The following is a 22700-nucleotide window of genomic DNA, read 5'->3' as shown; positions in this document are numbered from 1 at the left end:
TTGTTTCAAGAAAACCAAGGTAGTTTCGCCACGAAGAATCGTTTTCTCTTTGTTCAATTCAAACTGATAATTAATCTTCTTTTTCTCTTGGTCAACCATTTGTTCTAGTTCTCGTTTAATTTGCTTGGTTTTTGGTACAAATATCAGGGATGGAGTGCTTGCATTACTAAGTGTTAACATCAGTTCTTTTGAATAAAATCCCCTATCAAAGAGGCAGAGTGAGATAGAATGAACAAGTGGTCTTATGATAGAAAGCATCCACATTACTTCTTTAGCCATATTCTGGCCTACACGAATAGGCACAGAGATCAAAGGAATCCGCTCAGGGATATCTGAATTCACTATTGCACAAGTAAGGAATTTGAATTTACCTCTGACACCGTTTTCACCAGTGTATTTATGAATCCAAAAACCCTGGGGATCGCCATAAAATTCTTCATCGGTTGAGTCAAACGCAAGAATTACATCTCTTCCACTGAGATTAAACCTAGGTGAAAGGACTGATACTGTGTTATAATATGCCCAGTAAATATTGGAAGACGGGATTTGTTTAATAGCAAGATGTAAGGAATCTGCTAAAGAACTTACAGTTTCTACATATGTATTGGTCATAGCCGATTTGAGAAGTGGTAGATCGTAGTGAAAACCTGAGAGCGTGTTGGAATATGGTTTGAGTTCAAGTGCTCTATCAACAAATGTATCTAAGGTTTTGAGCGTCCGATAGTATCTATCATGTAGTTCTGTCAAATTATCACCAGGTAAACAGTTCTTCCAAGATGTTCTTTGGGGCAATCAACCTTGGCGCTGGTGCCGAAAGGCGTCACCTTACGAATATAGAATCCCCGTATGTTCCTGATAGTCAGTTCAGTTGCGGGTGTTATAGGTATTCGTTTCATGAGATATCTATAAGATATCTTAAATATTTAACACTTTCGGTGCATCGGTGGAATTTTGAATGACCCGTTTGAAAATTTATAAGAAAAATGTATCAGGAGCTTTGCATACTGGCATCAATTTTTAAATTTTAGCCAGTATCTTTCGGAGATACTGCCCTACATGTAGGGCTTGAATTAATAACTTGCATAGTACATCTGATTTTCATGATAACACTCATAATCCTAGTGTTTGTATCTGTGGTCCTAGGTGCCCTCCTCGGGCTTCTCTGTGGGATTGTACCAGCCCTGCATCAAAACAATCTTGCAATTCTGCTGCTTCTTATTTTTCCCGCATATACCACCCTCTCCTCTCATCTATGCCCCACAGGTGTCTTTTTTGGATTTATTGCAATGTTCATTGCTGCCATCTGCGCCCACAATTTCTCAGACATCCTAGGCAGTGTGCTCACAGGTGTGCCCGATGGGAGTGAACTTCTTACTCTACAGCCAGCTCAACGACTTATGTTGAAAGGAGAGGGCCATAAGTTAATCTCCGCCGCTCTTTATGGATCTGTTGCTGGAATTCTAATCGGCTTGGCTTTGCTCCTCCCTGTAAAACTTCTCCTTTCAGAGCCAGTAAACCTTTATGAAAGCGCCAGGAAATGGATTCCACTTGTGCTCGTCAGTGTAGCTGCCCTTATCGTCCTGTCTGAAAAAAGCACTTTTGAAAGGATTGGAAAAAAATTTTTTGTAGTAGATGTAGGCGAAGGTCCATCGGACTGCACTGCTTTGAGAAGCATCCGCGGTAAGATTCTACAATTGGAAAACGGAAGAAAGGGTAAAATTCAGGTGGCAAAACGGATAATCTCTTTTGATGCAAAGAAAAATTTGAAACTAAAGCAGGGCGAAATTGCGACCTTGCAAGGAATTTTTGTTCCCGAGTTGAAAGAGAATCGCAGCAAACCTGTGCTTCTTGCCCTCTCCATTTTCCTTCTCTCTGGGTTTCTAGGTTGGACTGTACTCTTTACTCCTCTCGCCTCCAGCTCCTCTTTTACCCTTCTCTTCCCACTATTCACAGGGCTTTTTGGTGTTGCTGGGCTCATTGTAAATATTACTTCTCCTGCAAAACTACCCGAGCAGAAGGAGATTCATGACACAAAAGCAGGCAACGGGAACGGGAAAGTAGTAGGTGGTGCAATTGCTGGAATGGTAATTGGAATTTTTCCTGGGATAACTCCGGGCTGTGGGGCAGTCCTACTCAATACAAAAGGGACGAAACCTGAACAATACATTGCTTTGACTTCCGCTATCGAAACCTCTGCATTTGTGTTCAATATTGCAGCCCTTTTCATCATCCAGAAAACTAGGTCAGGGGCGATTGCAACCCTTGAACAATTTTATGGACTCTCTACGGCATGGAACAATGTATCAGATATCTCACCACTACTCTCACTTGCTCTCTTTGCTGTGTCTCTATCCACACTTTGTGCACTCCTGGTACTACCTAAACTTGGGAGATTATTGTTGAGAAAAGCCAAATTCTTCGTTAGAAAGGAGTTCCAGATTGGAATTCTTATTGTAATTGTTATCTCAGTTTTCATTGTTTGTGGTATTACTGGGATTTTAGTGCTCTGCATTGCTACTCTCATAGGTCTAATTCCATTGTTGCTCAACCTTAGGAGGATTCATCTGATGGGTTCTATTTTGCTTCCAGTTACGATTGTGCTAATGGTATAATTTAGCTTTTGGCCTCAACCACTGCCTCTACGCTCAGCATCCCGCTATTAAGGTTGGAGTGAATGACAGTATTTAGAATCCTCAACCGCTTGTTAAAGAACGGGGCATCCAGAACAAGGGTCTCATACTCTCCACCCTCACCACTAGGATTTATACCATATCTTTCTTTGAGTTTCTCTAGCTCTCCAATAGTTTCCTCACACAAAACCTTTCCAAGCCATTCTTCACTTAGCCCTTCCGCAAATCTCCCAACAAAAATCACTTTCATGCCAGAAGCGACAATTTCTCTCAATAGTTCAAGTTCATTTTTTCGCCAGAGTGGAGAGAGACAGTTTTTACCTGTAGAATAGGCAGCTTTTTCAAACCTCTCCTTCTGATATTCCGAGGCAATCGCCCCTGTTATTACGTACTCTTCCTCGATCTCGCTGAGAACTTTTTCAATGCTTTCAACCTCATCACCCTTAACTCTCACCTCAACTGGAGTGAGACCCATGCATTCGGAGACGAGCGAAGCCATGCGAATGTTTGGACAGTGAAACATGTAGGAATCTAGTTGTTCGGGAATAAAAATCAGGCTTCTCTCGACCTTAAGTCCAAGTTGCATTCCAAGATAACCCGCGTACACAGAATCCTTTCCACCAGAGAGACAGAGAATTCCCCGCATTTTATCTGTATATTGAGGATGTGGGTGGAGCTACTGCCTTCTGGGTCTTGCTCTTTTCTCTTATCCGCTGTAATTCCTTCTCAATTCTTAAGGCCTCATCGTAAAGTGGTTTTGCATCAAGTTTGGTGTGAAGCAGAATTCTATCTAGCACCTCAATGACTTTTGCTGCTGCCCTTGCATCAGGTATGTCCTGGTATGCCTCTGCAAGTAAGCATATGACATCAAAGTCCCTAATCTTACCTTCGTTAAGAAGCACACCTGCAATTCCAGTTATTATGCCCTCCGTGAACGGAAACACATTGGGTTCCACAAGTAACTCTCTCGCTTTCCTCGTGCTCCCTACCCCATATACCTTCATCTCAGCTCTGCGTTCTTCAGGGCTTCCATCTTCTATCACTAGACCCTCCGGAGAGACGAGCAATCCACATTTTTGCTCCTCAATCCAGTCAAGCATCGTCGTAGCGATCACTTTCACCATGTTAGGAGGTGGCTGAAGTTCTGATGTGAAAACAACGAGCTTATCTCCATCTCCCTTAGAAGTCGTCTTCGAACCAGCATAAATTCTAACAGGGTGATGTGGCTCAGAGTTCTTTATTAATGAAACTACTGGGAACTGTGGAGCATCAATAATTCCTATCTGCTCAAGTCGCAGTTCCGTTATCAAGAAATTTGCAACAATAGAACTGACGAGCCCAACACTAGGAAAGCCATCAATCACAATCGCATTTTTAAGGTCCATCTTTTTCAGTTCATAGATTTGCACATCATCGCTCATGGTCTCGAAACCCCTATGAAAAGGAAATACTTAAATTTAAGTATGATAATTACTGCCCATGCAGAAAAATCCAGGACAGATAAAAGCTGAAAAAGGAGATACTGTAAGCGTGGAGTATGTTGGGTTTTTCACGAATGGTGAGATTTTTGATACGAACATTCTTGATGTGGCGAAACAACACAGATTATATAACCCAAGACAGGACTACGCCCCACTTACCTTCCGCCTAGGGGAGGGAAAGTTAATTAAGGGATTTGAAGAGGCAGTTGTGGGAATGCACGTAGGCGAGAAGAAAAGGGTTACTATTCCACCAGAACTTGGATACGGAAAAACAGGCACACATCCACTTGCAGGCAAAACCCTGATCTTCGATATTTCAATCGTGGACATCCAGAAAAGGAAAAAGTGAGGACTTTGGCTGAAGTTATTGACGGCCGAAAAATTGCCGCCAATGTTTATAAAGAGATAAAAGAGGGGATAGAGGGTTGCGAAATTGGTATTGTGCGGTCTACTGGAGAGGATGCAGAAATATATGCTGGCGTGGTGAAAAGAACTGCCAAAATGCTGAGCGTGGGCTGCAAAGAAATTTGTCTTGATACAACCTCAACACTTTCTGATGTTATAGATGCGATTAATGGATTGGAAAGTACAGATGGAATTGTGCTTATGGGCTTCAGGCACCTAGATTTAGAATATGTATATACACATCTACCGGAGGAAAAGGACATTGAAGGCATGTGCCCAAAACATCTTGGCTACCTCTACAGAAATGTATTCTTGGATGCACCTTTTCCCTGCACACCCTCGGCTGTGATGAGAATAATTGACGAGGTAGGTTTTGAGCTTGAGGGAAAAGATGTGTGCATCATTAATCATTCCCCTGTGATCGGAAAGCCCCTTGCAACGATGATGCTCAATCGCAACGCAACTGTTTCGGTATGCCATGCCTTCACTAAAAATCTGAGCCAGCATACACAAAATGCAGATGTTCTAGTATGTGGTGTAGGAATTCCTGGTTTTCTAAAACCTGAGATGGTAAAGACAAATGCATTTATTATTGATTGTGGAATGAATCGTGTAGATGGAAAAATTGTTGGAGATGCTGAGTTTGAAAAGGTGGTTGAAAATTGTAGCTACATCACTCCAGTGCCTGGTGGTGTAGGGCCAGTCACTACTAGCATGCTTTTTCTGAACCTAGCAAAGTTGCTGAAGCAAAAGAAGATTACAAAAAAAATTGATTGAAATAAAAAGAGGAAGATTATTTATAAATCTTTGTTATCCTATGATTAGGTGTGACAATGGGAAGACGGAAGAAAAGCGCTGTGATCCCGAAGGGAGATGAAAAGTCAAATGAGCCAAAAGCTGAAGAGAAGTCTGAAATCACTGAACCGCAAATTCCAGTTCAGACAACAGAGACGAGTACACCCCCATTAGAAAAAAATGTGAAAAAAGAAAATTCAGACATTCAGTTTATAAAAAATCTGGGTTATGACACTTCGGAGCTCGAAAAAATTACTGACCCTGTAATGCTGAGATCAGCAATTACTAGTGCTAAGGAGAATATAATAAAAATAGAGGAGATAAAAAAGCAAATTGGAAAATACGAACTTCCTGAATTGGAGGGAAAAATTGCCTCAATAAAGGAAAAATTTGGTAATTTTAACGCAATCGAGGAAATTACCCAGATGTTTGAGGCTCTGAAAGAGGAGTGGAAAACACTCAAGGAACTGAAATTGAAAGAAGAACTGGCAAGCATTGAAGTGCCTGGTTTTGAGGATGACTTGCTCAAAATCTGGAAGATGTTCGGTGTCCAGAGTTTGGAAGAGATCGAGAAGCAAGTGGTTTTGCTGAAGCAGAGAGTAAAAGAGCGATTCTTTGAAATGCAAATTGTAAGTTCAATTGTCACTGCTCCAGACAAAACAGGTGCGCAGAAAGTAATAAAAGCAAGAGCAGAAGAAGTATTTATAATGGACCTCGATGGGAAAATTCTGATAAGGTATATGAGAAAATGGAGAACTGGGAATAAGAATGTATTTGCCAAACTTCTGGCCGAAACCTACAAATTGCAGAAAGAGCTAACTACGGCTTATGCTTTTGCCACAAAAAAGTTTGATTCTGGTGTTTATGAGATTGGTCTGATGAAAGGCACAAAATTTTGCATGGGGATCGTTGCCACTAAGGAATTGCACGCCATGACTAAACAGTTCCTAGACAAAACCCTTCACCTTCTAGAAGAGAGATACACCCCACAATCCCTCTCAGCTGCTGGTGCAAACATGGTGTTAAAAGCATTGTTGAATGTATACAACAAGGTAAGCCAGATCTCAGAAGATTTAAATACAGAATTTGAAATGCTCACTGAGACCTACACTGAGACCTAAACTCTTTTTTAAGTTCCCCCATGTTTGTAGTCTTCTCCGCAAAAGCGTTGTGCTTATGGATACTTTCCTCACTTTCACTGCAAACCTTCACATAGGTATTCTCTGGAAAATTCCCGTATTTTTCAAGGATAAGTTCCAGTGCATCTCGCACTACATCTTCCACAAACTTAGGATTTTTGTGGGCTTGAAGCACTATTTCTGCCTCATTCCCTCTTTTCAGAATGCCATATGTTGGCGTGCTAAGCGCCCTTTCACCGATTTCTATTAGATCGTCTGCCTCTATTTCCTCCCCAGCAGGTATTTCCAGTTCAATCCGGATGCGGTTCCGTTGATTGTGTGTGATCACAGGCATCTTTTCCAAGATTTCCCTGTTCCCATGCTCTTCAATTAATTTTTCCCGTAATGTTTCCATAGCACATGGACAAGCAGTCATACCCGCGACCTCAACACCTAAAAATCTTCTAAAGTGCCCATTTCGGTTGGAAATGGACTTAGCAAACAACAGATAACTCTCCATTGATGGTTTCGTTCCTTTTTCCAAGAAATAAACCGCTTCCATTGACACCTCAGCAACACTTGCATACTCATGCCTCTCCAGTATGCTATTAGCACATCTAAGACATAGGGATTCCAAGCTTTCTGCAGGGGTGCGAACACTGTTATCTATGATTTCAGTCAGAACCTCCATGTTTCTAGAGAGGTGCGCACCTTTGAGGTCTGGAGGTAAATCCACAGCAACATCAATTTTTGCTGTAAGCATCACAACTTTGTCAGGTCTCTGAATGCACGCAGGTTTTAGCACCTCACTTATTCCTACACGATTCAATGCAAAGCTCTTCGTCGTATTGTGATTCTGCACATCCTTCATCAACTTTCTGTATGGATAGAGGGATTTTAATGTTTCTGAAGGAACATGCAAGGTGATTAGAAAAATCTTTTAATACACAGACCCCATTTCTCTTCCATGGAATCCCTTGAAATTTACCAGAAACTGGTGGATTTGAGAAAAAATTACAGTTGCACAGGGACTATGATAATAGATGACACAGGCAAAATTTTTGCATCAGACATTGAGAAATTTACACCAGGACCTTTGCTCGCAATGATGTGTCAGGCAGCAATTGAAGCTGGAGAAAAAATCTGCAAGCAAATGAAGATGGAGATGCCAGATGGAATGCTGTGTATGAAGGGAAGTGCGCGAGTGCTGATGAAGAGAGCAGGAAAAATGCTCTTTGTGTGTATTTACGATGCAAAAACTACAAAGCCAGAAATGTTTGAGGAAATTGAGAGGATAGTGCAAACAATAAAGGAAGGCTGAAATTATGAAACTTTTTGGAACTGCAGGAATCCGTGGGCGGATTAACGAATACATCACGCCAGAATTTGCACTACAGGTGGGTGAGGCATTTGGGTGTTATTTAGGTCAGGGCGCAAAAGTGGCGGTGGGAAGAGATTCCAGATTTGGAGCTCAAAGTATTGCAATGGCTTTTATCGCAGGTTTGAACTCACAAGGTGTGAATGTGGATTACTGCGACATTATTCCCACACCTGGACTTGCATCCTACATCGTTGACCAAAAACTACCTGGCGGAGCAATGATTACTGGCTCTCACACACCACCTGAAATTTCTGGGATTGTTTTGATGAACCCAGATGGAAGTGACATCGGCGGTGAAACAGGCGAGAAAATTGAGAAGATTTTTGAGAGCAAGAAATATGTGCAAACTCGTTGTCCGATGGAAAAATTTGGAAGCTTTGTTAACCTTTTTGCACTGAATGTGTATGCAGAAATCCTCAAAGAAAGTGCTGATTTCGAGAAAATAAAAAAGAGGAAATTCAGGGTGCTTGTGGATACTGCAAACGGATGTGCTCACCAGATTCTACCAAAACTCCTAATAAGTGCAGATTGCGAGGTCCTGAGCATCAACTCAATTCCTTCTCCACAGCCGGCGAGAATGCCTGAGCCGAGAAGGCACACCCTTCAGAAGACAGCAAAACAGGTGAAGGAGGAGAGTTGCGACCTCGGTATAGCAACTGACACTGATGCAGACCGTGTGCTTTTTATTACTGCTGATGGTGAGGTGGTTTCGGAAGATGTGATTGCTGCAATCTTCGCAACTGAGATTTTGAGCAAGAAGAAAGGCAAGATTGTGACGCCAATAAATTCCTCTGGTTTAATATACTGGGTCGCTCAGCAATATGGTGTTGAGGTTGTTCCAACGAGAGTTGGGCCTCCAGAAATCTCAATTGCAATTCGTGAAAATCCAGACACTGTGTTTGCATACGAAGAAACCGGAAAATATTTCTTTCTCCCAAGAAAGTTTGCTGATGGGCTGCTGAGCACATTCAAACTTCTGGAGATATTGATAGATAAGGAAAAGACACTGAAGGAGCTTGCGGATACGTTTCCAAAATTCTACCAGAGGAAAGAGGCATTGCATTGTGAAGATACGCTAAAAGAAAAAGTGATGAAACGGGTTTTGAAAGTTCTCAAAACTGAATTCCCGGGCGAGAAGTTCGTTGACATAGATGGATATAAGGTGTGTTTTGGGGATAATGCTTGGCTCCTTGTAAGAAAGTCAGGCACGGAACCCCTGATAAGAGTTTTTTCAGATGCTCCAAGCGATGCAAGAGCAAATACCCTTGTGCAGAAAGGGCTTCAGATTCTGAAAGAGGCGATAGAAGAAGAGAGGAAAAAGTAAATCTCAGGCGAAGCCCACACCCAGAACCTTCTCATTAACCAGTGGTTTCCACCACCATTCGTTTTCCATATACCATTTTACAGTGGCTTTTAGTCCTTCGGGAATTCTTGTTTTCGGCTTCCAGCCAAGGGCTTCAAGATTCTGCCCTTTCAAACTGTATCTGAGGTCGTGTCCTGGCCTATCCTCCACATGCCTGATTTTCATCTCCTTATTCATTACCTCTCCTATCATTTTCACTATCTGAATGTTCTCCACCTCATCGCTGCCGGGTATGTTGTAAATCTCACCTTTTTTCCCCTTCAGGAGTACAGTGTGGATTGCCTCTGCATTGTCACGGACATAGAGCCAGCTCCGAATCTGTTGTCCCGAGCCATAAACAATTATGTCCAGATTGTTCATCGCCCGTATTATTGTTTTCGGAATAAACTTCTCAGGGAATTGATATGGCCCGTAGTTGTTTGCTGAGCGTGTAATAGAAATGTTTAAACCATAGGTGCGGACATATGCCAGCACAAACATGTCCTGAGAGGCCTTGGTGGCGGAGTAGGGATTAGAAGGTTTCAGGGTGGATTCCTCAGTGAAAGAACCTTCTAAAATCTCTCCATAAACTTCATCTGTAGAAATGTGGACCATTCTCACCTCTCTCTTTGCCTTTCGCATCCACTCCAGAATTCTAAACAAGCTTTCTACATTGTTTCTGTAGAATTCCTCCGGATTTTTTATGCTCCTGTCCACATGCGTCTCAGATGCGAAATTCACAATGTAGTCAATCTCTGCATTCTCTGGTAAATCCTGCTTTGCAAGGTCTAGTTTGAGAAATTCGTGGTTGAGCGAAAGATTTTTCAGATTGTCCATATTTGAGCCAATACCAAGCTTATCCACATTGATTACTTTCTCACTAAATCCAATGCTCTCTAAATGCCTTATGTAGTTCGAGCCGATAAAACCATAGCCACCAGTCACAAGCAATACCATTTTTACCACCATTGAACTTTGAGAGAAAAAAGACGGGGATGATATTAATCTTTTTGCAAAAGCCCGGAAAATTAACATAGACCACCAATCACCGCATCGGTAACTTTAAATCCACCTGCTTTCTGATATGTATTATGCCTGGAATCACAATTGCGATGCTTAACGACATGGAACTGGCAGCAAAACTTGGAAAAAAAGGCACAACTAGTGATATACAGATGTATAATTACAGGGTGAGGGAAAAGGACCTAACTGTTGCCTATCCTCTAAAGTACCCAGAAAAACTGCAATCGCTCCTTTATGTGCTGGATCTCTGTGATGTCCCGTTGTTTGTAGTGAAGGATTTTTCCTCGGTGCTTGGTGAAGAAATTGTTGCCACCAGCAGATTCGGCTTTACCAACGGATTTGTGGTTTTTGAAGAAACACTGCAAAAGGATACCTGGGAAAAAATTGTGAAAAACACAACCTTGAGCAAATTTGAAGTTGTTGAAAAGAGTATTCCACACTTGCTGGAACATTTTGCAACTCTGGAACCAGTTAAGAAATCTGATTTTGAACATGTGTGTATTGACCATTTCTTTAATGTCAAGGGTGTTGGGACTGTGATACTTGGAGTAGCCAGAGGCACGGTAAAAAAGCATGATAAACTTCGCCTATTCCCGCTTGACAAAATTGTGGAAGTGAAATCAATTCAGGTGCATGATGTGGATGTAGAGCAGGCAGAAAACGGAGAGCGTGTCGGCCTGGCTTTAAAGGGTGTAGAGGCAACTGAGCTTGACCGGGGATTTGTGCTTGCCCCTCCAGATGCCCTGCGAGTAGGACAAAAAATTAAGATAATTGGTGAGATGGAAAGATATTACAAGGGCATGCCTGAAAATATCACCCACATCTATGTGCGGCTCTCACTTGTTCCCGCCAAACTCAGAGTTCTGGAAAGAAATGGAGAAAAACTCACAGCGGAGATTGAACTGCAGAAGCAAGTGGCTCTAAAACCTGGAGACAACCTCATCCTCGTGGACCTCAACGCTAAGGGGCTGAGAATTGCAGGTTCAGGAAGAGTGGAACAGATATTTTAGAACGGGAGACAGGGTGCTGGACCACACTTAACAAATAAATTAAAATATCTGAATTAGATTACTTACCCGAATGCGTTTCAGTTTGAAGAAGCATGTCTCTGATGTGGTCTTCATAGTTATTGTGCTTGTGCTGACAGCCAGGTTTTTCTCAATCTCTGAAGTCAGACCAATGCCAGTGAGTGTAGTCACAAGTGGAAGCATGGAACCAGCCCTATCAAAGGGAGACATAATTTTCTGGCATCCATGTAAAATTTCAGATGTTAGGGTTGGAGACATTATTGTTTACAAAAGTTACATTGAAAAAGACAAGTATGTGTTGCATAGAGTAATTGAGGTGAGGGTGGAAAACGGAGAAATTCTTCTCACCACGAAGGGAGATGCAAACGAATACCCAGACCAGGCAGGCCCTCACATTGTAGAACCCTATATCAGGGAGAACCATTTCCTGGGCAAAGCTGTGGGAATTGGAAGTTTACCTCTAAAAATTCCGTTCGTGGGCAGTCTTTTTATTGCACTTGGAGAGCTGACAAGCTATGTGTCAAAAAGCATCACTACTGCAGGAACCCCATTTGCTGTAACTCCACTGGTGGTGCCCGCAATCGCCTTCATCCTTCTCCTTTTCATGTGGGAAGATGAAGGCACAAAGAAATACAGGAAACTCAACCTCATTCTCGGCCCTGAGAAATTGAGATTAAGAAGGGTATTTCTCTACACATTTATTGCGTTTATGGCTATGATGCTCTCCACCATTCTCTTTGCTAACTCCATAGTCACGGTTTCTGTAGGTGTCGGACAGCAGCCAGAACCAGCAAATCTCGAGGTTACACTTGCTGGAAACAGCACCACAAGCCAGGAAATCACAGTGACCAACGATGGCTTTTTGCCCCTGAAGTGTGTGGTGTTTATGGAAGGTGACATTACAAATGTGGCCACAGTTAGCCAGAATGTAAAGAAGATAGAGGGTGGGAAATATGAGACAATCTCCACCACATTCTTCGCTTATTCTACAACAAGGCCAGGTGTTTACAACGGAAAAATTGTAGCTTACTCTTCACCATTCTGGGTGGTTTTACCTGATGATTTCATCTCCGCAATGTTGGACTACAATCCCTATATTGCAGTGATTGTTTTTGACATAATTTCAAGCTTGGTTTTTGCAGTGCTCATCGTTGCGGTAATGCTTCTGCTCTCCCTTCTTGTGGATGAAATCCTGCTATGGGGCGTGTATGTGAAAGGAAGATACCAGATAAAAAAAGTTCAGATAGGACTGTTCGAGCGATTTAAACCCGCATTGAAAGAAAAATCTGCAAAGGTGTTTGGATTTCTGATGAAGGTTGACTGGATAAAGGTGAAAGGGAAAAAGATTGTGGGACAGGCCGCACTCATCTCAGTTCCATTTCTTCCTGTGGCTCTATTTTCCCTGCCCTTAGCTGTGCTTCTGTCCGCAGCAATCCTCACCTTAATTTTCTTCAAACTTGGCTACCGTTATAGAGCAGAATTCTATCTGGGCGTTTTGGCCAGCACCATTCTCCTCACAATCTTTGTCTATCTCTATCCACAGTTGTTCTCTCCACCTTTGGATATGGTCTCCTTGCTGAGTGCTAGTGCAGTAGCCCTCCTCCTTTATCTCTTGTTTCTAATTCCAGTGCTCGTAGTTTCCTACATCACGGCAAGAATCGCATTCCACATCGGAGAGGAAAAACATCCAGAGCTCATGTTTGAAGGCGATGTCTGATGGAGAAAAAACGGGTTTCACTTGTGGTTATACTCACCATAATCGCAGTTCTAGCTACATTTTCTCTCTTCCTCTACAGCATCCAGCTAAAGCCAGAATTCGTTCCCCTTGGTGAAATTTCTCAAGAGCATATTGGAAAAAGAATTGCTACAGAAGGAATCCTGTGGAAATGCAGAATGAGCAAGAATGCTGCAAATGGAGAACTTCGGGATTGTGAGAGCAATGCCACAATCAGTTTCTATGTTGTAAACAATGCCTTTGAAGATTTCAAGCGACTCAATCCCCTTCCTGGTGCAAAATTGCGGCTTGCTGGTGTGGTGAAGGAGTATGCTGATGAAATTGAGATTTATGTGAGCGAGCAAAATGCCATTGTGGTTCTGGAGAGCCCGTCCGAGTTAAATCTTGGAATTGAAGAGCTCCTTGAAAGTCCTGAGCGGTTTGATGGCCTCTATCTCAACACTACTGGCTGCATTGCTTCGCTCTCAATTCTTAAAAACACTACAACAGGAAAACTGATAGGAACCCAAATAGAACTCAATGATGGCAATTATACCCTTTCCTGCATTGCATACAATGTCTGCGTTCAGACAGATTGTAATGGTGCCTCTCTTGAGAAAGGACGCTTTGTGCGAATTTTCGGACAGTTCAATTACAACTCCCACTACGGAAAATGGAATCTCGTTTTCGGGGATGAAAAGAGCATTCAAATCATCTAAACCTGCTCGATCAATGCTTTCATCTTTTCCACAAAAACTTTCACATCAAATCTTTTGGCTTGGGTAATGCACGCCTCCCTCATTTCAAAAAGTTTTTTCTCCTCAAGCTCCTGGATTTTTCGAGCAAAAGCATCTGGCTGTGGTGGTAAAAGCCAGCCAGTGACTCCATCAATCACAGTTTCTCTGTAGCCACCTTCATTTACAGCCAGCACGACTTTACCAGATGCCATTGCCTCAAGCGGTGTCATTCCAAAGTCCTCATCAATTGCTGTGGTTATCAGACCCCTGCAGTTTGCATACAGTTTTATCAAATCCGCCTCGTTGCATTCTCCCACAAACCGCACATTTTCAGGTGGCTGGAGAGATGCAAAGTAATCCTTTGCCTGCCGTTCTATCTTTCCTACCACAACCAGCTTTTCATTTTTCAACTTTCTGAAAATTTCGCACTGGAGTTCTATCCGTTTATCTGGAGTTATGCGATTAACTGAAAGCCAGTAATCTCCTATGCTCTTAAATCCGTACTTTTTTGTATCCACTGGTGGATGCACAATCACTGAGTTTCTCCCATAATACTTTCTAATCCGTTGCTGCACATTCCTGCTGTTCGCCACAATCTTATCCACATGTCTTACAGTAAACTTATCATACCTGCTCTGCACCCAGATTGCAGTTCTCAGAATGCTTCCCACAAATGGGGAAAAATTTTTGAGAAATCGCTCCTTGGAATCATAGAAATATCGCACTGGGGTGTGGCAATAGAAAATGTTAGGGTGATGATGGAGGGCAGCACAGTGTGCCCAGTTGCCTGAAAGAATGTAAGCATCATATTTTTCTTTTAACTGGAGCGTGGAATACCAGAATGTGGCAATTTCTGCAGCAAGAAACTGGTTGGTTGGAACTTGTCCGACAGAGCGCACTGACACATCCTCATATCCAAGATTTTTTAAAACACTCCTTTCGACATGCGTTGTGTACACATCTGCTCCAAGTGCCTTCGCCAGTGTAAGAATTAATTTCTCGCCGCCTCCAGCACTGAAAAAGAAATCGTGCAAGATGCAGATTTTTCTATACATCTTAAAAGGAAAAGAGATGGAAGGTATAAATTGGTTTTGAGGGGTTTATTCAAAGCATGAGCAAACCATTATTTCCCTGTGAGTGTTTTCACCTCGGTGAAACAATGGACGCTCTGGAAATGAAGCGATTGTGCCAGATGCTCGTGACAGAGGTGGAAAAGGCAATTGTGGGCAAGAAAGATGTGGTTGAAAAACTGCTTGCCTGCATTCTTGCAGAAGGCCATGTGCTTTTTGAGGACTATCCCGGGTTAGCAAAAACCCTCCTTGCCAAATCTTTCGCAAAGGCGCTGGGCTGTCAATTCAAGCGTATCCAGTTTGTACCTGATTTACTGCCCGCAGACATTACAGGTGGTTATGTATTTGAGAGGAAAAGCAATGAATTCATGCTGAGAAAAGGACCAATCTTCACAAACATTTTGCTCGCTGATGAGATTAACCGTGCGCCGCCAAAAACCCAGGCAGCATTGCTTGAGGCAATGCAGGAAAGACAGGTGACGATTGAGGGCACCACTTACATGCTTGAAAACCCATTCGTTGTGATTGCCACCCAGAACCCGATAGAGTATGAAGGGACCTACCCTCTGCCAGAAGCCCAGCTTGACCGTTTTATTGCGCGCCTTTCCATTGGTTACCCCTCAAAAGAGGCAGAACGAGAAATCCTTGCAAGAAGGAAGGCAAGAATGAAAGAGGAGGTGGACATCGCTACGGTTGTCTCCCATGAGAAGCTTGTGGAAATGCAGAAATATGTTGAGCATGTGGAAATTCATCCTGACCTTCAGAATTATATTGTGGAGATTGTGAACACCACAAGGAGCGACTCACAGGTGGAAATCGGCTCGAGCCCTAGAGGTTCGCTGGCCCTCCAGAAACTTGCATGTGCAAGGGCTGCAATGCTCGGCAGAGATTTCGTAATTCCAGATGATGTGAAGTTCATGTGCGTGGAAGCGCTCTCACACCGTCTCATCCTCAAGGTGGAGCCCTGGATTCAGGGCGTGAAAAATGAGGCAATTGTGAAGAAAGTGCTTACAGAGGTGCCAGTGCCCAAAGTCGTGAAGAGAGCATGAACCCAAGAAACTTGTTTGCGTTCACAGCCCTCTTTCTTATCTTTCTGGCAATAATTCTCCGCACCACCGTGCCTCTATTTTTTACAGTTTTCCTTATTTCAATTCTTTTCATCTCCTATCTCCTGCGTCCCAAAGTGGAAATTGACCCAGCAATTGTTGTAGAGCGTTCAGAGTGGTTTCAAAGTGAAAAGATAAAAGGGAAATTACGGATAAAAAATGCTGGGCCCAGTTGCGTGCTCAATCTCTCAATCGATGCCCTTGAGATTTTTAAAATTTCAGTCGAACCATCTGTGATTGCTCTGAAGCAAGGGGAGACAAAAACTCTGGATGTTAAAGTACATGCCAGAACACCTGCAAGATTAAAAGCGATTCGCCTGAGAGTAAGTTCCTCAGACCCTCTTGGTTTCTATAATTTTGAGAAGATGTATGATCTCAGTGTAAACCTTAGAATTCTGCCCACACTTGAGGATGTGCGGAAGGCAAAACTCGTGCCTGCACAAACCCGTGGCATTGTTGGTAATGTGGTTTCGCGTGTTCGTGGTTCAGGGCTTGAATTTCATTCACTCAGAGAATACCAGAGTGGAGATACAATGAAGACGATAAACTGGAAAGCGACTGCAAAATACTCTCGCCTGATTTCAAAACAGTTTTATGTGGAACGAAGCGGTGATGTTGTCCTCTGCGTGGACCTCAGAAAAGGAAGTTATTTAATGGAAGAACGCGAAAAAATCCAGACAAAAATGGTTTCTGCAGCGTTTTCGCTGGCAACAAAAGTGGTTAACAACAGGGATAGAGTAGGCGCCATAGTGATTGCTGATACTGTTCGCTACATCATGCCTGGCTACGGAAAAAAGCAGATTTACAGAGTCCTGGAGTTGCTCATGCACAGGAGAAGCGGTGAGGATGCACCTATTGAAAATCTGGAGTTTATTCTTCCAAGACTTTTCCGCACAAATGCGCTGTTCGTGGTGCTCTCGCCTTTAATGGACGAGGAGTTACCAAGGGTGTTAATTGAGAATGCAAGGAGAGGTTTCAAAATTGTCTGCATTTCACCCGATCCACTGGACTATATTCAGAAAGACGAGAAGCGAGAAACCCAGATTGTGCGTGGCGTTCTGGGCTTAAAGAGGAAAAGTTTGATTGCGACTATATCGAGATACATGGAGATTGTGAACTGGAGAAAAGATGTGAGCTTGGCTGCAGTGCTCAGGGGGGTGAAAGCATACAGAGAAAGAGTTTCGGTTTAAGTGCATTCATAGGTTGCCTTCTATTTGCCTCCATCTCGCTTCAGTTTGGAGGTACACGCATAGCTGCATTTCTGTTTCTCGGGCTGGTACTTGGCCTTTTTTACCTTCTTCTTTCTGCCTACAAGCGATTTGGTCTCGCAAGTATGCTTCCTGGAATTTCTGTGGCACTTATCTCATTCTCTGCTGTGTTTTACATGGGGAACCTGACCTTTCTTTACTATCCTTTGGTTGGACTCTTGCTTTCCCTTCTTTCAATTTTCCTCCACAACCAGCTGGAGCAATTTGCCAGCTCCGACGATGTTGCAAGTATTTATACAGCCATCAAATCAAAGTCCCTTCAGCTTGCAGGAATAATTGCTGGTGGAATTCTCCTGAGCATTGTCTATTTTCCCTTCCTCGGGATTTTCCCGAGAGTGCAAACGGGTGTCCTGGATGTGCTTCTTGCCCTGGTTGCGGTCTGTGTCTCTCTCCTTATTCTGGGATGGTACATGGTGAGAACTGCTGAATAGTGCTTACTACAATCTCTCCGCTATCCATAAATACTCTTTTCCTCTTGCCATTCTGATGTTGGATATAAAGCTGATAAGGGAAAAGCCGGAGTATGTGAAGGAAAGACTGGCAGCTAGGTGCAAGGATTACCCACTTGAGCAGTTACTCTCTGTAGATAAAGAATGGCGAGAGCTTACAAGCAAAGTTGGAAAACTCAGGGCTGAGAAAAACAAGATGGCAAGGTTGATAAGCAAAAGTGAAGACAAGGCGAAGGCAATTGCTGAGGTGGAAAAAATAAACCAGGAAATTGAGCAGTGCGAAGCAAAGCTTGCAGAATTGGATACAGAACGCACAAAAATTCTGGCAGTGCTTCCAAATCTCCCACACGAAACTGTACCTGTTGGCCCAGACGAGAAGTCAAATGTTGTGGTAAGAGAGTGGGGCTCTATTCCAAATTTCAAATTTAAACCAAAAGACCATATTGAACTTGGAGAACTCCATGGATTGATTGATGTGGAAAGGGCCGGAAAGGTTTCGGGTGCAAGATTTGCCTACCTCAAAAAGGAACTTGTGTTTCTTGAATTTGCGATTGTGCAGTTTGCACTCAACGAACTTGTCAAGGAGGGGTTTGTGCCTGTGCTTCCGCCTGTGCTCGTGAGGGAGATGGCTTTGTTTGGAACTGGCTTTCTGCCCACGGGTAGAGAAGATGTTTACAAAATAGAGGGCGAGGATCTTTACCTTGTTGGCACTGCAGAAGTGCCGCTCGGCGCAATGCACGCAGAAGAAATTTTGGAGAAAAAGGAACTGCCGAAGTACTATGCTGGCTTCTCAACATGCTTCCGCACTGAAGCAGGAGCACATGGGAGGGACACGAAGGGGATTTTCAGGGTGCACCAGTTTGACAAGATAGAGATGTTCAAGTTCGTTCTACCTGAAAACTCGTGGGAAGAACACGAAAAACTGCTTGCGAGTGCTGAAAATTTAGTCAGAAAACTAAAACTGCCTTACAGGGTTGTGAACATTGCTAGCGGTGAACTCGGGCCTTCTGCAGCGAAAAAATACGACATAGAGGTTTATTTGCCAGGGCAAGGAAAATACAGGGAGATGGTTTCTTGCAGCAATTGCACCGACTATCAGGCAAGGCGGCTGAACATTCGGTATAGAGATGTTGATGGGCTTAAATTCGTGCATACTCTAAACAGTACCGCCCTTGCAATAGGAAGGACGATTGTGGCAATAATGGAAAACTATCAGACAGAGGATGGAACAATAGAAATGCCAGAAGTATTAAAACCATACTTGTACTTTAATGTGATTGAACCTTTTTCAGAAGCTTAGGTCCCCAAAAAACATGCTGCGGTCTTTTGCTTGCTGAAACCGTAAAAACGCTCCCGGAAAAAAGGTAGGTTTGGGGATACCAAATGTATCCCCTTGGCACAGGTTACCGTAAGGGGCGTAGCCCCTCGGATTACCGTAGGGTGCATACTCCAACCGTAGGGCGGTCAGCCCCGACCATAAGACAATCAATCTAGAAAAAATTGTTTGCATCGTTCGGGGATGCCAAAGGCATCACCTTTACACAGGTATCGTAGGGCGTAGCTCCGAGGCAAACTTTTTTTACCCTTAAAGTATATCTCCCACTCGAGCACGAGTTGATCTCATGGCAGATGCTGGGCAACCAGAACAAGAAAAACTCTCGATAAGGGACATGCTATGGCAAGGGAGATATGAGGATGTAGCTAGCATCGTCAATACTCAGGAAGAGGCATTTCAGGTGATTGAGTGCCTAAACGATTCCGACCTAATGACAAGGAAATCCGCAGCCCATGCCCTTGTGGTGATAGGCATAAGACACCCAGATTTTGTTATACCCTACTTAAAAAGGTTACTTCACTACCCAAATCGAAGTGTTCTAAGCAATGTAATTTTTGTTGTAGGAAAGCTTGGCACCCAAATGCCAAAAGAGATCGAGCCGATAATTCCTGATTTGATTGCGCTCATTGACGAAAAACATTGGAACATAAAGATGAGTGCAATTTCTGCAATCGGAGATATTGGTGCTGCTGACGCAGACATCGTGTTGAGCGCCGTCCCCAAACTTATAGATGCCCTTTCTGATACACATAACCAAGTGGCAGTCACCGCTGCAAATGCACTCAGCAAAATTTGTCCCGTTGATGTCGACTGGACCACTGAAACCGTTGATGCCCTCCATGACCTCCTGAGAGACGGGGACCCATGGGTCAAGGTTGATGCTCTGGACACAATCACTAGAATTGCAGATGAGCACAGCGAACCTGTCGTTAAAGAATTAGATGCGATTGCGTCACTGCTGAGTGATGAAAATCTTTCTGTGCGAGAAAAGGCAATTGATGCAATTTCAGTCATACTCAGAAATAAGCCAGAACTGATAGAAAGGGTAAAAGACGGAATTTTCAATATTCTCGTCAATGATACTGCCTTTCTCAAGATTAAGTGCATAGATATTCTCATGGATGTGTTTTCAGCAAATCCAGATAGCATTCGCTCCTTAATTCCCTCTGTTATCGCCTGCCTCACTGAACAAAATCCCGATATGAAGGAAAAGGCAAGGCAGCTACTTTCCGAAGTCGCTAGGGGAAAACCAGAGTTTCTTTTGGAATATCAGGGCACTCTCTCTGCCTTGCATGCTGATGACATTCTAGAGGCGATGAGGCAGAGAAGATGATAAAAATCAATTGTCTGGTTGAGAATTCTGTGAAGTTCGGCACACATTTTTGGGGAGAACATGGACTTTGCTTGTTTGTAGAAAAAAAAGATTTCAGATTTTTTGTGGATGCTGGTGGAAGCAAGGAGGTGCTCCAACATAATATAGAGATTGCAAAGCTGAATCCTGAGATTACAGAGGTAATTACAATTTCTCACGGGCACTACGACCACACTACAGGCCTACCCTGGCTATTACAAAGAATGAGAATGCCTAAACTCTACGCTCACCCAGAGATTTTTGCAGAACATTATGCTTATTCTAATGAGAAATACAGATACATCGGAGTCCAGTTTGAAAAAGATGAGATTGCTGCTCTCTGTGAACTCAAACTTACGAGAGAACCGGTAGAAATCTCAGAAGGTGTTTACTTCTCTGGTGAAATCCCAGGAGCAAGGCAAAAAAAAGGGAAATTCTATCTAAAGGTAGAAGAGAAATATGTGGAGGATAAATTGATTGATGATACTGCAGTTTATTTGACCACAAAAAAAGGTGCAATTGTGATTTTTGGTTGTGGGCATGCGGGTGTAATCAACACGCTTGAACATGCAAAGACAGTTACAGGACAGAAAATTTATGCTATTTTCGGAGGTACTCACCTTGTCTCAGCTTCAAGCAATGAACTCAAGGAAGTTGTAGAATATTTGAAGGCAGAGGATGTGGAGATGCTTCGCTTATCCCACTGTACTGGTAATGAGGCAGCATGGATGCTAACAAAGGAGTTTGGAAAAAAATTTGAAAATTTCACTGCTGGCAGTTTAGAATTGATTGAGGCTTGATTTACCTTCTTGCCTCCCAGACCATGTGTCCGATCTCGTTGAGCAGGATTTCACTCACGGCAAGTTTTACTGCACTTGCGCTGCCCGGCAAACAAACAACAATCTTCTCATTTAGCACGCCAGCGATAGCACGGCTCATCACTGCAGCACTGCCAATTTCTTTGTAAGAGAGCTGACGGAAGATTTCGCCAAAACCCTCCAGTTTTTTGTCCAGCTTACTGGAAACAACTTCAACTGTGATGTCTCGCTTGCTTATCCCAGTGCCACCGATGGTTATTATTACATCAATTTCTGGGTCAGCAGTAAGGGTTTCAAGCAACTGCTCGAGTTTTTCTCTGTCATTGGAAATAAAGTGATATGCTACCATCTTATGTCCAGCTACCCCCAGAATTTCTTTCGCAATCCTCCCTGATTCGTCTGTTTTCTCAGTTCGTTTATCACTTAATGTGATGATTGCAAATTTTACATAGGATGGAGACAGCTCTTTATGCTCCTTTGACCCCATCCTTCTCACCCTTCCTTTTTGAAACAACAATTACCTCTGTGATTTTCGTCCCTGGATAATTGCCACTTTCATCCTTTTCAAGATATTTCACCATATCCCAGATTGTAAGGAGAGCTGTGGTAACACCACAGAGTGCCTCCATCTCCACACCTGTCTTATAGAACGCCTCCACCCTACACCTTGCCTCAATAAAATCTTCGTGAATTGCGAAGAAAAAATCTACTCCAGTTATAGGGATCGGATGGCAGTGCGGAATGCTCTCCCATGTTTTTTTCACAGCAAGCATTCCAGATGTTTCAGCGACAGCGAGGGGATTACCCTTCTTCACACGGTTCTCTTTTATTGCTTTAATTGTATCTCGCCTTAAAAGAATCTTACCACTTGCCTCTGCGACCCTCAGCACATTTTCCTTGCCTGAAACATTTATCATGCCGCACATGGCTCACTGCTCTATCAACGGCCCAAGGACCTTTATGCCGCCTTTCTTCACATCAAGCGCAAATTTTTCCATACTATGCTGGCAAGCACGCATCTTCTCCACCTGGAGATATCTCACAATCGTGCCTTTCGAGCGGTCAATTCCAAGCGAAATTATTCCATCAACAAGAAAGCCCTCATTTCCGAGAATCTGCGATTCACCGCCTGGGCTCCTTTCCATAACCACAAAAGAAACCAGGTTATTGTCCCTCAGCATCTTGAAGAAATAAAACATCTTGTTCCGCATGTTCTTCTGGTCTTCCATCAGGGAATAGAGGGCTCCAAGTGAATCTAGACAGAATACTGTAAATTTATCTCCATGAAGTTGTTTAAAGTGCTTAATTATTTTTTCTATGAAATACATGTAGTCAGTTCTCTGCTCCTCTGGAACAACCTGGTCAATCTCTCTGAGTTCTGTAAAATCAGAAATCTGCATCTTGAGCGATAGGTCAATTCCCAAACTGTCCATGTTTTTGAGATGGCTCTCCACTGTTTCTTCCAGTGTAGTATAGAGACCAAACTCATCCCTTGTTTCTAGATACTTGGACATTATGGTATAAACGAAGCTGGTCTTCATGCTACCAGGTGGCCCTGTGACCAGAATTACCTTCGGCGGTTCAATATCCGTCTTGAACACTTTATCCAGCCCTTCAATCGTATCCCTGAACATAGATTACACCAGCA

Annotated in this window: 23 protein-coding genes and 1 pseudogene; 15 read left to right on the top strand and 9 right to left on the bottom strand. The window is 43.1% G+C overall.

Going from position 1 to position 22700, the window contains the following annotated elements:
* The coding region (locus QXD64_02335) for a hypothetical protein (GenBank protein MEM3396153.1) at positions 1–747 on the bottom strand (747 nt) is incomplete at its 3' end.
* Complete coding sequence (locus QXD64_02330) at positions 744–896, bottom strand: DUF2080 family transposase-associated protein (protein MEM3396152.1); 153 nt, start codon at positions 894–896, stop codon at positions 744–746. The genes QXD64_02330 and QXD64_02335, both read right to left, overlap by 4 nt.
* A gap of 204 nt (positions 897–1100) precedes the next feature.
* Between QXD64_02330 and QXD64_02325 the strand changes: the two genes are divergently transcribed.
* Complete coding sequence (locus QXD64_02325; protein ID MEM3396151.1) at positions 1101–2612, top strand: tripartite tricarboxylate transporter permease; 1512 nt, start codon at positions 1101–1103, stop codon at positions 2610–2612.
* Between the two features lies 1 nt (position 2613).
* On the opposite strand, the gene QXD64_02320 is transcribed toward QXD64_02325, so the two are convergent.
* Both QXD64_02320 and QXD64_02315 read right to left on the bottom strand, forming a co-directional pair.
* Entirely contained in the window at positions 2614–3276 is a 663-nt protein-coding gene (locus QXD64_02320; protein MEM3396150.1) for a diphthine--ammonia ligase, read from the bottom strand.
* 1 nt (position 3277) lies between these two features.
* Positions 3278–4051 carry a PAC2 family protein gene (locus tag QXD64_02315; GenBank protein ID MEM3396149.1) on the bottom strand — a complete coding sequence of 258 codons (774 nt, stop codon included), beginning with the start codon at positions 4049–4051 and terminating at the stop codon, positions 3278–3280.
* A gap of 58 nt (positions 4052–4109) precedes the next feature.
* On the opposite strand from QXD64_02315, the gene QXD64_02310 reads away from it, so the two are divergent.
* The 3 genes from QXD64_02310 to QXD64_02300 are packed head-to-tail and all read left to right on the top strand — an operon-like array spanning position 4110 to position 6432.
* On the top strand, positions 4110–4460 hold the full coding sequence (locus QXD64_02310; GenBank protein MEM3396148.1) for an FKBP-type peptidyl-prolyl cis-trans isomerase: 351 nt from the start codon (positions 4110–4112) through the stop codon (positions 4458–4460).
* A gap of 5 nt (positions 4461–4465) precedes the next feature.
* Positions 4466–5293: a bifunctional 5,10-methylenetetrahydrofolate dehydrogenase/5,10-methenyltetrahydrofolate cyclohydrolase gene (locus tag QXD64_02305; protein ID MEM3396147.1), complete on the top strand. Its 828-nt coding sequence runs from the start codon at positions 4466–4468 to the stop codon at positions 5291–5293.
* 56 nt (positions 5294–5349) lie between these two features.
* Positions 5350–6432, top strand: a complete 1083-nt coding sequence (locus tag QXD64_02300; protein MEM3396146.1) for a hypothetical protein — start codon at positions 5350–5352, stop codon at positions 6430–6432.
* Here QXD64_02300 and mptA read toward each other — a convergent pair.
* Positions 6407–7300: a GTP cyclohydrolase MptA gene (gene mptA, locus QXD64_02295; GenBank protein MEM3396145.1), complete on the bottom strand. Its 894-nt coding sequence runs from the start codon at positions 7298–7300 to the stop codon at positions 6407–6409. The genes QXD64_02300 and mptA overlap by 26 nt on opposite strands.
* A gap of 96 nt (positions 7301–7396) precedes the next feature.
* Between mptA and QXD64_02290 the strand changes: the two genes are divergently transcribed.
* Entirely contained in the window at positions 7397–7750 is a 354-nt protein-coding gene (locus QXD64_02290; GenBank protein ID MEM3396144.1) for a hypothetical protein, read from the top strand.
* 4 nt (positions 7751–7754) lie between these two features.
* Positions 7755–9134: a phosphoglucosamine mutase gene (locus QXD64_02285; protein ID MEM3396143.1), complete on the top strand. Its 1380-nt coding sequence runs from the start codon at positions 7755–7757 to the stop codon at positions 9132–9134.
* Between the two features lie 3 nt (positions 9135–9137).
* Here the strand turns inward: QXD64_02285 and rfbB are convergent, their stop codons facing one another.
* The gene (gene rfbB / locus QXD64_02280; GenBank protein MEM3396142.1) at positions 9138–10109 is read right to left on the bottom strand and encodes a dTDP-glucose 4,6-dehydratase; all 972 of its coding nucleotides are present in this window, start codon (positions 10107–10109) and stop codon (positions 9138–9140) included.
* A 134-nt stretch (positions 10110–10243) separates the two neighbouring features.
* Here rfbB and QXD64_02275 point away from each other — a divergent pair, with 134 nt between their 5' ends.
* From QXD64_02275 to QXD64_02265, 3 genes are all read left to right on the top strand, one after another.
* Positions 10244–11185 (top strand): hypothetical protein, encoded by a 942-nt coding sequence (locus tag QXD64_02275; GenBank protein MEM3396141.1) that lies wholly within the window; start codon positions 10244–10246, stop codon positions 11183–11185.
* A gap of 70 nt (positions 11186–11255) precedes the next feature.
* The gene (locus QXD64_02270; protein ID MEM3396140.1) at positions 11256–12920 is read left to right on the top strand and encodes a signal peptidase I; all 1665 of its coding nucleotides are present in this window, start codon (positions 11256–11258) and stop codon (positions 12918–12920) included.
* Positions 12920–13636 (top strand): hypothetical protein, encoded by a 717-nt coding sequence (locus QXD64_02265; protein MEM3396139.1) that lies wholly within the window; start codon positions 12920–12922, stop codon positions 13634–13636. Before QXD64_02270 ends, QXD64_02265 begins: the two co-directional genes overlap by 1 nt.
* Here QXD64_02265 and QXD64_02260 read toward each other — a convergent pair.
* Complete coding sequence (locus QXD64_02260; GenBank protein MEM3396138.1) at positions 13633–14709, bottom strand: glycosyltransferase; 1077 nt, start codon at positions 14707–14709, stop codon at positions 13633–13635. The two genes, QXD64_02265 and QXD64_02260, sit on opposite strands and share 4 nt — an antisense overlap.
* A gap of 104 nt (positions 14710–14813) precedes the next feature.
* Between QXD64_02260 and QXD64_02255 the strand changes: the two genes are divergently transcribed.
* The 6 genes from QXD64_02255 (at position 14814) to QXD64_02230 (ending at position 21034) form a co-directional block, all read left to right on the top strand.
* Positions 14814–15773 (top strand): MoxR family ATPase, encoded by a 960-nt coding sequence (locus QXD64_02255; GenBank protein ID MEM3396137.1) that lies wholly within the window; start codon positions 14814–14816, stop codon positions 15771–15773.
* The gene (locus QXD64_02250) at positions 15770–17020 is read left to right on the top strand and encodes a DUF58 domain-containing protein (protein MEM3396136.1); all 1251 of its coding nucleotides are present in this window, start codon (positions 15770–15772) and stop codon (positions 17018–17020) included. The genes QXD64_02255 and QXD64_02250 overlap by 4 nt, the downstream gene beginning before the upstream one ends.
* Positions 17021–17163: 143 nt before the next feature.
* Entirely contained in the window at positions 17164–17529 is a 366-nt protein-coding gene (locus tag QXD64_02245; protein MEM3396135.1) for a hypothetical protein, read from the top strand.
* Between the two features lie 55 nt (positions 17530–17584).
* Positions 17585–18847 carry a serine--tRNA ligase gene (gene serS / locus QXD64_02240; protein ID MEM3396134.1) on the top strand — a complete coding sequence of 421 codons (1263 nt, stop codon included), beginning with the start codon at positions 17585–17587 and terminating at the stop codon, positions 18845–18847.
* A gap of 322 nt (positions 18848–19169) precedes the next feature.
* Complete coding sequence (locus tag QXD64_02235) at positions 19170–20216, top strand: HEAT repeat domain-containing protein (protein MEM3396133.1); 1047 nt, start codon at positions 19170–19172, stop codon at positions 20214–20216.
* Positions 20213–21034 carry an MBL fold metallo-hydrolase gene (locus tag QXD64_02230; GenBank protein ID MEM3396132.1) on the top strand — a complete coding sequence of 274 codons (822 nt, stop codon included), beginning with the start codon at positions 20213–20215 and terminating at the stop codon, positions 21032–21034. The genes QXD64_02235 and QXD64_02230 overlap by 4 nt, the downstream gene beginning before the upstream one ends.
* Before the next feature lies 1 nt (position 21035).
* On the opposite strand, the gene QXD64_02225 is transcribed toward QXD64_02230, so the two are convergent.
* Entirely contained in the window at positions 21036–21539 is a 504-nt protein-coding gene (locus QXD64_02225) for a MogA/MoaB family molybdenum cofactor biosynthesis protein (GenBank protein ID MEM3396131.1), read from the bottom strand.
* A pseudogene (gene moaC / locus QXD64_02220) lies at positions 21520–22686 on the bottom strand (cyclic pyranopterin monophosphate synthase MoaC). Before moaC ends, QXD64_02225 begins: the two are co-directional and overlap by 20 nt.
* Positions 22687–22700 lie beyond the last annotated feature (14 nt).

This window comes from Thermoplasmata archaeon, assembly GCA_038874435.1.
Classification (GTDB): Archaea; Thermoplasmatota; Thermoplasmata; order Lutacidiplasmatales; family SKW197; genus SKW197.
The sequence above is the reverse complement of the archived record's forward strand: the minus strand, read 5'-3'. Positions and strand labels throughout refer to the sequence as shown.